The organism is Candidatus Merdisoma sp. JLR.KK006 (genome assembly GCF_036941035.1).
In the GTDB taxonomy this organism is placed as follows: Bacteria; Bacillota; Clostridia; order Lachnospirales; family Lachnospiraceae; genus Laedolimicola.
Map to the genome: position 1 here is coordinate 163,370 of NZ_JAYMNS010000001.1, position 12,706 is coordinate 176,075.

Annotated in this window: 9 protein-coding genes and 1 riboswitch; all 9 genes read right to left on the reverse strand. The window is 48.8% G+C overall.

All coding sequences use genetic code 11. From position 1 onward, the window contains the following. Positions 1–21: 21 nt before the first annotated feature. The gene (gene cobT / locus VSQ61_RS00745) at positions 22–1,089 is read right to left on the reverse strand and encodes a nicotinate-nucleotide--dimethylbenzimidazole phosphoribosyltransferase (protein WP_334342513.1); all 1,068 of its coding nucleotides are present in this window, start codon (positions 1,087–1,089) and stop codon (positions 22–24) included. Between the two features lie 312 nt (positions 1,090–1,401). After that, complete coding sequence (locus tag VSQ61_RS00750; RefSeq protein ID WP_334342514.1) at positions 1,402–2,028, reverse strand: precorrin-8X methylmutase; 627 nt, start codon at positions 2,026–2,028, stop codon at positions 1,402–1,404. Then, the gene (locus tag VSQ61_RS00755) at positions 2,022–3,533 is read right to left on the reverse strand and encodes a cobyric acid synthase (protein WP_334342515.1); all 1,512 of its coding nucleotides are present in this window, start codon (positions 3,531–3,533) and stop codon (positions 2,022–2,024) included. The genes VSQ61_RS00750 and VSQ61_RS00755 overlap by 7 nt, the downstream gene beginning before the upstream one ends. Positions 3,534–3,804: 271 nt before the next feature. Then, complete coding sequence (gene cobD, locus VSQ61_RS00760) at positions 3,805–4,902, reverse strand: threonine-phosphate decarboxylase CobD (RefSeq protein WP_334342516.1); 1,098 nt, start codon at positions 4,900–4,902, stop codon at positions 3,805–3,807. Between the two features lie 11 nt (positions 4,903–4,913). Next, positions 4,914–7,310, reverse strand: coding sequence for a hydroxymethylbilane synthase (hemC, locus tag VSQ61_RS00765; RefSeq protein WP_334342517.1), 2,397 nt, complete (start codon positions 7,308–7,310; stop codon positions 4,914–4,916). Next, a complete protein-coding gene (cobJ, locus tag VSQ61_RS00770) occupies positions 7,307–8,038 on the reverse strand; it encodes a precorrin-3B C(17)-methyltransferase (protein ID WP_334342518.1) in 732 nt (243 codons plus the stop codon). The genes hemC and cobJ overlap by 4 nt, the downstream gene beginning before the upstream one ends. 147 nt (positions 8,039–8,185) lie before the next feature. Beyond that, entirely contained in the window at positions 8,186–9,373 is a 1,188-nt protein-coding gene (hemA, locus tag VSQ61_RS00775; protein WP_334342519.1) for a glutamyl-tRNA reductase, read from the reverse strand. Beyond that, on the reverse strand, positions 9,374–10,129 hold the full coding sequence (gene cobM, locus VSQ61_RS00780) for a precorrin-4 C(11)-methyltransferase (RefSeq protein ID WP_334342520.1): 756 nt from the start codon (positions 10,127–10,129) through the stop codon (positions 9,374–9,376). 259 nt (positions 10,130–10,388) lie between these two features. Continuing rightward, positions 10,389–10,589, reverse strand: a riboswitch (cobalamin riboswitch). A 124-nt stretch (positions 10,590–10,713) separates the two neighbouring features. After that, positions 10,714–12,399, reverse strand: a complete 1,686-nt coding sequence (locus VSQ61_RS00785) for an AAA family ATPase (protein WP_334342521.1) — start codon at positions 12,397–12,399, stop codon at positions 10,714–10,716. Positions 12,400–12,706: the final 307 nt, after the last annotated feature.

Here is a 12,706-nt window from a genome sequence, read left to right on the forward strand (position 1 = left end):
AAATTTCCCACTGGCTGCACTCTATTTCAAATGCTCATAAGCCTCCACCTTCCCGTCATTCCAGCCGGGAAGTCCGTCATACAGGGCAAACGCATACTGATAAAGACCATAGGCCGTCACCGCCCCGGTTCCCTCTCCCAGATGCATGCCTGCCTGAATGGGCGCCTCCATTCCCAGAGCTTCCAGCATGAGCCGGCCGGCCGGCTCCGCTGAGCAATGGGTAGGCACCATATACGCCTTACATTCCGGCGCCAAAACTGCCGCACAATAGGCCGCTGCGGAGGAAATAAATCCGTCAATCAGCGCCGGAACCCTGCAAATGGCTGCTCCAATATAACAGCCTATCATTCCCGCAATATCCAGACTGCCTATCTTGCTGAGCACATCTAAGATATCCTCCTTATCCGGCTGATTCACCTCTATGGCCCTCTTAATTACCTGAATCTTCCGATTAAGCCCCTCACTGGAAAGTCCGGCTCCCCGGCCAGTCATCAGCTCCACTTCCTTAGAGAGAAGCACGGAAGCCATAGCCGAACTGGGCGTAGTATTCCCAATTCCCATTTCTCCCGTGATTACCATGCGAAAGCCATCCCTGTAGAGCTCCTCCACAACCTGAATCCCCGTAACGATAGCCCGAACCGCCTCGTCCCGTGTCATGGCCGGCCCTTTCGCAATATTGCCCGTACCATAGCGCACCACCCGGTTCCAAATCCTGGGATGCTTTCCATCCACCAGCATGCCGATATTAACCGGAATCACCTCAATCCCCTGTGTCCGTGCCATAATACACACAGAGGAAATCCGCTCTCCCATATTTTCCAGCACCTGAGCCGTCACTTCACTTCCCGTCTGGCTGACACCCTCAGCTACCACACCATTATCCGCCCCCATAATCACAACCACAGGCTTCAAATCCTTCGGATGCGCCGTCCCATAGATCCCGGCAAGCTGAACCACCATTTCCTCCAGCTTTCCCATCCCTCGAAGAGGTTTACATAAAGAATCCCAATACTCCCAGGCTTCTTTCACAGCCCCCTCATCCAAGGGCCGAATCCTGCCAATATAATCCATTAAAAGTGAATCACTCATATCCAACAATCCTTTCCTTAACTTGCACATGTTTTTTATGCATAAAGGTATACCCGTAGGGTGTTTCCTCGATCTGCACACGTTTTCTGTGCTTAAAGGTATTCCCATAGGGTGCTTCCCTGATCTGCGCATGTCTTCTGTGCATAAAGGTATACCCACACACACCCTACCCCCAACATCAAAAATAAAATAAACTTCCCGACCAGAACACACAGCCAAAGAAATATTTTTCACAAAATAGCGCCTATGAGCGAATGCGAATCGAAGCGGCTTTGTGAAAAATATTTCTTTGGCGTCCGCTCCCCCACAATATCATTTTTGATACAACAACGCATTGCATATCGTCGCCGCAATATTACTCCCCCCCTTACGCCCCCGAGGAACAATATACGGCACCCCAGCCGTCATAATCAACTCTTTCGCTTCCACCACATTCACAAATCCCACCGGCGCCCCAATAATCAGCACTGCCCGTATCTCCCCTGCCTGAATCAATTCATACAGCCGAATCAAAGCCGTAGGCGCATTCCCCACAGCAATGATCAGATTTTCATGGAGAGCCGCCGCCCGTTCCATACATACCGCCGCCCGTGTACAGCCACGCTTCTTTGCTTCCTCCGCCACATCCGGTGCATCCATAAAGCAGTGAACCTCTCCCCCATACTCCCCAAGACGTTTCTTATTAATCCCGGAAGCCGCCATCCTGGTATCGGTCACTATGGAAACGCCATCCTTCAGTGCCTTAACTCCCAAAGCCGCCGCCCCCTGGGAAAAGCAGAGATTATCCCCATAATCAAAATCCGCCGAGGTATGAATACAGCGCTTCACTATGGAAAATTCCGGCTCCGGCCAGGTTCTTCCATTCAGCTCCTTTGTAATAATCTCCATACTCCGGGCCTCAATTTCCTCAGGCTTTACAATCTCTATTTTATCTAGCATGTAATTCCCTCCTCCAAAATCTCATAGATTTTATCCATATCAAGAGAGCTGCGGACCAAATCCGCCAGCTTATCATATTCCTGCTGCTTATGTACCTCCGGATCAAAATGCCAGTTTCCTGGGTCCATTCCTTTTTTCCGCATAAGCCGCCCCACTAAAAGAGCCGCCAAATCACCGAAATCGAAAATTCCATGAAGATAGGTGCCAAATACGGTTCCCGCTTCGTTGCAAAGTCCGTCAAGGCGCCCGTCCTCCAGACGAATGGTTTCCTGACAGCGCCCCAGATTGCTGGTCCTTCCCATATGGATCTCATAGCCCCGTACATCCTTCCCTGTGGTGCTTCCCTGCACATCCTCCTCACGAATGACACAGCCATTTATCTGTGTCCTGGTTTTTACCGGCTCAAAGACAGTTATGGCATTTAAAAGCCCCATTCCACGCATGGCACCGCCCTGTTCCACATCTTCCGGGTCCTCCAGCCGTTCTCCCAGCATTTGATATCCGCCGCAGATTCCTACAACCGGTGTGCGCATCTCTGCCTGACGCACTACTGCCGTTTCCAGACCGCATTCCCGCATCCACCGCAGATCTACCATGGTATTTTTCGTACCTGGAAGGAAGATCAAATCCGGCTTTCCCAGCTCTTTTACATGCCTTACATACCGCAGAGAAACGCCTTCCATCCGTTCAAATACATTGAAATCCGTAAAATTGGAAATATGGGGCAGGCGGATGACCGCTATATCAATCATGCCCTGCGCATCCTTGTGGGACAGCCGCTCGGAAAGGCTGTCCTCGTCATCCAGATCTAAGGGTGTCATCGGAATTACGCCGACTACCGGGATTCCGGTTTTTTCTTCAATCATCTTAAGCCCTGGGCGGAGGATTTCTACATCTCCCCGGAACTTATTGATGAGGAAGCCTTTGATTCGCTGCTGTTCTTCTTCCTCTAAAAGCTTAACGGTTCCATAGAGGGAGGCAAATACCCCGCCCCGGTCTATGTCGCCGGCCAGAAGTACCGGAGCCTTTGCGATTTTGGCCATTCCCATATTTACGATGTCGCAGCCTTTCAGATTGATTTCTGCGGGGCTTCCTGCTCCTTCAATGACTATGATGTCAAAATCCTCAGACAGCTTCCGAAATGCCTGTTCTACCTGAGGAATGAGCTGCTTTTTGTAGGCGAAGTAATCTCTTGCACTCATGTTGCCTAAGACTTCGCCGTTTACGATCACCTGGCTGCCTACTTGACTGGTGGGCTTTAGGAGGATGGGGTTCATCTCTACTCTTGGATCGATTCCTGCTGCTTCGGCCTGCATAACCTGGGCCCTGCCCATTTCCAGGCCGTCCTTTGTAATGTAGGAGTTCAGGGCCATGTTTTGGGATTTGAAAGGGGCGGTCCGGTAGCCGTCTTGCTTGAAGATGCGGCACAGACCTGCGGTTAGGAAGCTTTTGCCTGCGTTGGAGGCGGTTCCTTGTATCATGATTGCTTTTGCGTTGTGGGTCATTGGTGGTGGTGCTCCTTGAAGTTTTTTCTCTTTAAAAGGGACGCCGTCAGGGAGGAAGCATGCTACCTTCCCTGCTCCGCCCATTCGGGCTAACACGCCTGGAAGGTAGCATGCTTCCTCCCTGGCGGCTGGCTTTGTGGACGTATAATGTTTCAGTCTCTTTGTCAATTGACCTTTTAGGGGTATGTTTTCTGCTGTTTGGCTGTCCTGATTTTCTGGAGATATGTATTTTAATGCTTATTTTGTTTGTACCATTTTTGAAGAAAACTTTCTATGCTGATTTGGCAAGAACCTCTTTTATGGCTTGCAGCAGGCGTTCGTTTTCTTCGTGGGTTCGCACGGCAACTCGATAATCCTCTTCTGTGAGATTGTGATAATTTTCGCAGCGGCGGATTAGGATTCCGTGATTCAGCAGTTTTTCATAAAGCTGTGATTCTCCTGTTCTTCGGAAGCATAGATAGTTGGCTTTTCCGGGCCATACTTTACATCCGAGCTTTGTAAGGCCGGTCATTAGGAATTGTCGTTCTTTCTCTACAAGGGTTATGGTCTGCTCTCGATAGCCGGTTTCTTTTAGTGCTGCCATTCCGGCCTGCATGGCTGGTTCCGATACGGACCACGGCTGGCCGGCCTGCCGCATTTTTTCAAGCAGTTCCTGACTTTTGGATAGAACGCAGCCAAGACGAAGGCCCGGCATGGCGTAGAGCTTCGTAAAGGATTTGAGTATTACTAAATGAGGATAATCCGAAAGAAAGCCTGTTAAGGTATAGGCTTCTTTATCTCTTACAAAGTCCAGGAAGCACTCGTCAATGCAGACCCAGATGTTAAAATTCTCCGCCTTTTCTAAAAGCTTTAGCAAAAGGTCCCTCTTTGCCAAAAGTCCGGTGGGGTTGTTGGGATTGCATATAAATATCAGATCCAGGTCTTCTGTAACGGATTCTAAGAGAGCTTCTCCCAGCTCCATAGATTCCGGCAGGTTATGATGAAGAACCTCTGCTCCCACCTGCCCCAGGGCTTCTTCATATTCCGCAAAGGCAGGGGCTGTTACCAATGCCTGTTTTGGCCTTAGGGCATACACCAGGCGGTAGATGAGATCTGCGCCTCCGTTTCCGCAGAGGATCTCTTGGGGAGCTGCTCCTTCATTTTCTGCGATTGCGGATCTTAACTGGCGGCAGAAGGGATCGGGATAGTGCAAGGATGCGGACAGGCTGTTCAGCACGGCCTTCCCGACGCTCCCTGGCATCCCAAGGGGATTGATATTTGCGGAAAAATCCAACAGCTCCTCCTGGGTATAGGCGCTGTGTAATGCCGCTCCATATCGGTCTCCTCCGTGTATTGTCCGTTGTATCTGTAAATCCTGCACTGCTTCCATCTCTCCACATTTTATCGATGTTCCTTTAAAAGAACATCCCGAATCCCTTCCGCCGTATAAGTAACGGCGCTTTGATGTACCCTAAGGCCCGCCTCTGCTGCCGCTCGTTCTGTCACCGGGCCAATGCAGATGACTTTTGCCGTCAGCTGCTCCAAATCCCCCGCCATACCCACGAAGGCTTTTACTGCGGATGCGCTGGCAAAGGTGATATAATCCACCTTGGAAAGCATCCGCTTTAATTCCTCTTCTTTTCGTCTGTCTGCTTCCGTGGTGTAGAGCGGTATGGCTTCATAGGTGATTCCTTCCGTCTCCAAAGCTTTCGTAAGCTCTGCGGATGCCTCATCTGCTCTTAATAAAAGTATGCGATCACTGGAGGCAAGCCCGGGAATCCATTCTGCTGCCAGGTCCCTGCTGGAATATCTGGTTGGTACAAAATCCGCATAGATTCCCTTTGCCTCTAATGCGTCCTTTGTACCGCTTCCAATGACAGCAAAGCGAATATTGGACAGGCTGCGTATATCTTTATGATTTTCTTTTAGTTCATCAAAAAACAGTTCTACGCCATTGCTGCTGGTGAATACCAGCCAAGTATAAGAAGAAATCTTCTCTATTGCCTGACTAAGCTTCTCAGAGCGAAGCCTTTTTGTTCGGATCAAGCTAAAGGAAATGGCTTCCGCCCCTTCCTCCCTTAATATCTCCTGCTGCTTTCTGCACATGGCTTCCGTACCGGTGAGCAATACCCGGACACCAAAAAGAGGCCCTCTTCCAAACCAGCATAGTTTCTCCTGAAGGGATACGACTTCTCCCACCAAGATCACGGCAGGTGTCACAATCCCTGCCTCTTTTACCTTTTCTTCGATTGTCTTCAGGGTTCCTTTTGCTATTATCTGCCGGGCTGTAGTTCCCTCCTGGATGACGGCCGCAGGGGTATCCGGATCTTTTCCTTTGGCGATCAGTTCCTTTGTAATATGGGGCAGGTTGTTAAGGCCCATCAGAAAGACTAAGGTTCCCTCTTCCCTGGCCAGAAGCTCATAATTCAGGACCAGTCCCTCCTTGGTATTGCTCTCATGTCCCGTTATTACATGAAAGGAGGAAGCAAAATCCCGATGGGTCACCGGAATGCCGGCATAGGCTGCGGCCGCATAGGAGGACGAGATACCTGGCACAATCTCAAATTCGATTCCGGCCTTTTGAAGCTCCTCCGCCTCCTCACCGCCCCGGCCAAAGATAAAGGGATCGCCGCCCTTTAACCTGGCTGCGTTCTTTCCCTCCAATGCCTTTTTTACAAGCAGTTCATTGGTCTCATCCTGCTTTAAATGATGATTGGACGCACGTTTTCCCGCATAGATAAGCTCCGCATCCTCTTTGGCTTCATTTAAAAGGGAACCGGATACCAGACTGTCATAGACGATTACATCTGCTGTCCGAAGGCACTCAAGGCATCTTTGGGTTAGCAGTCCCATATCTCCCGGTCCTGCTCCGAGAAGATAGACCTTTCCTCTCGTTATCCGGCGGGCCATCTGCTCTCCGAAGCTTCTCATTTCCTCCAAGGCAGGAAGCTTTGAATGCTCTTTATTGAAAGGCTTCTGACAGGAGACGTATTTGGGATGCTTCCCGTCTTTGGCATACATTACCTGCATCTGCATCCCTCCTGCTTCCAATCGGCACAGACTGGCTGCGGGAGCATTGCAGCTTCCTCCGATCCGTGTCAAAAAGCTGCGCTCCGCTTCCAGAACAAGGGCAGCCTCCTCACAGTGAATCGCTGCCAAGACTTCTGACATATGCCCCTTCTTTGCCTCTACCGCCAAAATTCCCTGTCCGGCCGCAGGCAGAAAATCCTCAGGCTCCAGATATTCCAAATACACGCCGTCTTCCTTTAGAAGCTTAAGACGCTCCAATCCTGCCGCTGCCAGCAAAATTCCATCATACTGCCCGTCTTTTAGCTTCTGCAGCCGAGTTTGCACATTTCCCCGAAGGAGCTTTATGCCCACAAGCGGATTGATGGTTTTGAACTGTAACTCACGGCGCAGGGAGCTGGTGCCTACCACGCTGCCTGCCGGCAGCTCTGCCGCCTTCACTCCTGTTGTGGTTACAAATACATCTCTTGGATCGCCCCGCTCCAGCACAGCGCCGATTCCAAGCCCCTCCGGGAATTCCATGGGCATGTCCTTGGCGCTGTGAACCGCCAGATCGATTTCTTCGGAAAGCAACGCTTCCTCCAGTTCTTTGGTAAAGACACCTTTCCCTCCAAAAGATGTCAAAGAGCGATCTAAAAGCTCATCTCCCTTGGTAGACAGCTTAACAATCTCCACCTCTGCCTCCGGAAACGCCGCCTCAATTTTCTCCTTTACCAACTCCGTCTGGACCAATGCCAGACGGCTTTTTCTTGTTCCTATGCGAATCTTCATACTTCGTACCCTCTCGGTGTAATCATGCGTCCTTTACTTACATAGGTTTGAGAGTTTCCAATAATCACTACACTGAACATATCAATCTCGGCATCTTTTAAATGCTCCAAATCGGTAATCTGGCTGCTCTCGTCTTTTCGCCCTGCATTGCGCACAATTCCCACCGGTGTCTGTGGATTGTGGTACTTCAACAGAAGCTCTGCCGCCTGCTCCACATAGGTGGTGCGCTTTTTACTCTTGGGGTTATAAAGGCATACAATCAAATCCCCCTGGCCTGCACAGTCTACACGTTTCCAGATGAGATCAATGGGGGTCATAAGATCACTTAAGCTGATAACCGCAAAGTCATGCATCAGGGGCGCTCCCAGCACGGAAGCTGCGGCGCTTGCCGCTGTCACCCCAGGCACCGTTTCAATCTCAATGTCCGCTCCCATTTCCTCCGCCACCTGATAAATAATGCCTGCCATTCCGTAGATTCCGCTGTCACCGGAGCTGACCATGGCTGCTACCTTGTTCTTCTGCGCTTCCTCCACCGCCATCCGGCAGCGCTTTACTTCCTGCATCATGGGCGTAGCCAGATACTGCTTATCCGGAAAATATTCCTTCAATATATTTACATAGGTGGTGTAGCCCGTCACCACATCCGCCTCTTCTATTACCTGAATGCATTTGGCCGTCATATGCTCATAGCCGCCTGGGCCAAAGCCTACTACATACAATTTTCCCATTGTTTTCTCCTATTTTAGTTCCGCAATACTCGTAAGATACACTTCTACATAGAAGTATTTCCGGCCACAAAATGACCGTGTCCGTAAATCCTTCTGTGCATCTTCCGATTATTGCTGTTTCCAGTTCCCCAATACTCTATTCCTATTTTACTCATCCGTAAGACAGCGGAAAATCGCTTCCAGCTCCTTTGGGGAAGCCTGCTCCCTAAGACGATAGAACAGCTTGTCCACCGCCTTTGCAAAGCCTTTTTTCTCCGCTTCCTCAAGCATCCATTCCTTTGTTCTCTCAATCTGAGGCATGGAAAACTGAAAGATCATCCAGCACATAAATTCTTCCTCGTACTCCTTTAAGATCTCTCCCGCTTCCTTTGCCGCCTGCTTTTTGGCCTGATTGTTCGCTTTTGCCAGGGCTTCAAAGTCATCCATATTGTAAAGGAAGGTCCGTGGAATCTCCGTTACCGCTTCCTCAATGTCCACCGGCACGGCCAGATCCACAAATACCCTGGGCTTCTCCGTATGAATCTGCTCCCGCAGCTTGGAATAGGTCAGAGTATAGTGAGGACTTGAAGTTGCACTGATTACCACATCCATTTCATCAACATAGGAATACCGCTCCTTATAATCAATAATATGATTGCTCTCACTTTTCAGATGGGCATCATGGGTCAATGTTACATTTCTGATGGTGCTGTAAATATGCAGTCCTTTCATACTGTAGAGATTCTTAAGAACAATGCCGCCAATCTCCCCGGTTCCCCCAATGACCATTATCTTCTTTCCCTGAAGGCCTCCTAGCGCCTCCTCCGCAGCCTTGACTGCAAGGGTCGCTGTGGAAACGGCAGTTTTGGACAGCTCCGTATCCGTCTTAATACGCTTGGCGCAGGTTACTGCATAACGGAACAGGGTATTCAGATATTTGCCTGTAGTACCTGCCGCTCTTGCCTGCTCATGTGCCTTCTTCACCTGGCCCAGAATCTGATCCTCACCAACCACCATGGAATCCAGCCCGGCAGCTACCAGGAACAGATGGCGGACTGCTTTTTCTCCCTGATAAAACCGCAGATAATCCGTAATGTGCTCTACCTGTAACGCCCCAGCCTTCTTTAGAACCACTTTCTGCAACCGGGCAAATAGCTTCTGCTGCTGTTCCTCTTTTGGATAGAAGGCATAGATCTCCGTCCGGTTGCAGGTTGAGATCACCAGGCTTTCTGCCGCACCCGCATCCGAGCACAGGGCTCTAAGAAGCTCTGTCTGCTGCTCCGAAGTAAAGGCAAATAACTCACGTATGGCAAGGGGAGCCGTCTTATGGCTGATGCTTAATAGCCAAATCCCCATCTATGACTCCACTCCTTTTCTAAATTCATGTGTAAAAGTCTTATCATACAGCTTGGAAAGCTCATAATCATCCCCCAGAAAATCGCCCACAACCGTCAGGGCGGTCTTACGGATACCTGCCTCCTCTACTTTTTTCGCAAGATTCGAAAGTGTCCCCCGCACAATCTTCTCATCCTCCCAGGTGGCCTTATATACGACTGCCGCCGGAGTATCCGGCCCATACGCCTGTCCCAGGGTGGCGCACAGTTCTTCCAGCATTCCCACACTTAAAAAGATAACCATGGTAGCCCTATGCTTTGCCAGATCAAGGAGCTTCTCTCCCTCAGGCATGGGTGTCCTTCCCTCCATCCGGGTGAGAATCACGGTCTGGCTGACCCCCGGAAGGGTATACTCCTTCTTCAAAGCGGCCGCAGCCGCAAGAAAAGAGCTGACACCCGGAATCACTTCGTAGGAAATACCCATTTTGTCAAGGGCATCCATCTGCTCCCTGTGGGCGCCGTAAATGGCCGGATCTCCCGTATGTACCCGTACCACCTTTTTTCCTGCTTCCTCCCCCTCCTTCATCACAGAGAGCACTTCCTCCAGGGTCATGCCTGCACTGTTGTAAATAAGGGCATCCTTCTTTGCATCGGCTAACACTTCAGGATTCACAAGTGAACCTGCATAAATAATAACATCCGCATTGTCTATCAGTCGTTTCCCTTTGATGGTCAAAAGCTCCGGATCGCCGGGGCCTGCACCTATGAATGATACCATCCTTTTATCTCTCCCTTTTCCTTCATATATTTTCCTTATCCGTTCATTGATAGCAGTCCTTTTCCCATACTTTACCGCACAAAGTTCGTCCTCCAAAGAAGAATATGCATTACAGGGTATCTACAGGATAAAAAAAGAGCCCATAGCATAAACGGGCCCTGTCTCTTCTCTTTCCTGGAACTGCTTTTACCGGAAGCCCGTCCAATCTTCGAAGTACCCTTGAAAAATCCGCTATAAACAGAATGCAGCAAACTCCAAAAGCACCCACCTACAGAAAGCAGGTTTCCTGACTTACAGTTCCTCGCTTTGGCCCTCCTTCTCACACACAAGTGCAATGGATCTTTAGAGCTGCACGCTCCCGGGCTTCACTCCCTGAATACAGTGACCGGATCGCTTGGGACTCTCACCCAATTCCCTTTTCTGCGTTTTATAAACGCACACTTTCTGTCGTATTTTATTTTCTTTGCCTTTTGCGGCAAAATCTATGGTATAGTTTAGCATATGACGTAAGGTTCGTCAAATAAGAAAGTTTTATAGGCTCAACCGGCTCCCCCGCCCGGCAGCCCCAAAACGGGCTTAAATCTTCACCCAATCAGAACTTTCTTCCCCTCAAAAGCAAACCCATACTTCCGAATCCGCTCCGGTGCTATTCCTCTCGCTGTCAGGGATACCGCATATCTCTTCTCTTCAATCTGCTGCAATGCGGCTTTCACCGTGTCCTCCAGGGACTTTTCTTCGTCCGGGTTGTGCACCTTAAACTCCAGTATCATGGCCGGCTCTTCCTTTCGGCAGGGCTCCAGCATTACATCATAACGGCCATATCCGCTTTCCCGGTTGGATGTCAAAATATAACGCCCGCAGAGTTCCACCAGAAGTCCAAGCACAAAGCCATGATAAAAACGCTCCGGCTCTGTACATTCAGACGGCTTTTTCCCCGTATCGAAAGAACTGAAGGTGGACAGTGCAACCTTATTCATGTATATATTCATCTCTTTCTTATCATCACGCAGCAATGCCTCTACAAATTCATTGTATCCTGAATCATCCCTGCCAAACCAATTCCGAATCATTCTCCGGAACATGATGCGTACTTCTTTATTCGTCAGCATCAAATCGTACTCATCACGCCCCCATTCCTCATCAAAGAAAAACCGTTCTACACGCAGATAACCGCTTGCAAGCAACAGACTCCAGATTGCACTTTCATTGTCAGTCAATTGATTGAATACGATCTGCTCATCTATCTCCGTATGAAAAGATTTTCCTTCCAAAAGATCCTCCATAATTATCTTGGTTCTTCTGTTCCCTTCCCGAATCAGTTTTCCCACTAAGCTATTGCTGCTGGTGTTGGCCCAATAAGCAGAAACCTTTCCTGTTTTCAGGTAATTCAAAATTGACCATGGATTGTAGATATCCCGCCTATTTCCGAAAGTAAAGCCGTCATACCAGCTTTTTACCTTCTCTTTTTCTTCAGAAAGGCCAAATTCCTTCAGTGCATCCCAAACTTCCTGCTCTGTAAATCCGAAGCAGTCCGCATAGGCTTCAGAAGTGGTTGTCACTACGGTCAGATTGTTCAGATCCGAAAAGATGGATTCCCGGCTGACTCTGGTGATTCCTGTCATAATGGCCCGTTCCAAATAAGGGTTCGTCTTAAAAGTAGAGTTAAACAGCCCCCGGGTGAATATAGTCATTTCCTTCCAAAAACCGCTTACATAAGCCTCCTGCATCGGTGTGTCATACTCATCCAAAAGAAAGAGTACTTTCCTTCCATAATAACGGGACAGATAATCGGAAAGGTATTTCAGGGAATCCGTCGCCAGGTAATCCTCCATCTCGGCAGAAACCATTCGATAAAGCTCCTTCTCTCCCTCCCGCAGGCAATTGCCCTCCAATAGAAAATCATATTTATCATAAAGGCGCCGGATGCTCTGGCAGATCTTTTTTCTTGCCTCCCCAAAAGAGTTCTCCTTGATATCTGCAAAGCTTAAGAATATTACCGGATAAGTTCCCTGAAGCTTCCGATACTTCTCATCCTCCCAGATGGCAAGTTTCTCAAATAGCTCACCTCTTTCTGCATATTCCACGGAAAAAAATCGCTCTACGGTATTCATCATCAAGGTCTTCCCAAAACGTCTGGGGCGGGTAATCAACGTCACCACGTCCTGATTTTCCCACCATTCCTTGATAAACATGGTTTTATCCACATAAAAATTATCATTAGTAATCAATTGTTCAAAATTCTGATGTCCGATTCCTACTGTTCTTGCCATATTCTACGTCACCCTTGATATAAAAATCGCTATTTCTTTCCCCTATTTGTTGCCTCTGCTATAACCTGAATTATACTTTAAAACAATATGCAAGACAAGGAAAAAGTATCGTATGAGAAAGAACCCTTGACATAGAATAAGTTTTATTTTTTCGAAATTTATTGGTCAAACAGTTTGACAATGGACAAACTGACCTGCAAAAGCTATAATAATTATCAGCACAAAAGAACTACTATTATCAATGAATAGGCTTGTATCAAATCATGGAATTTTAAACATATTGTTAAGTTATTACTGTCTGCCATAA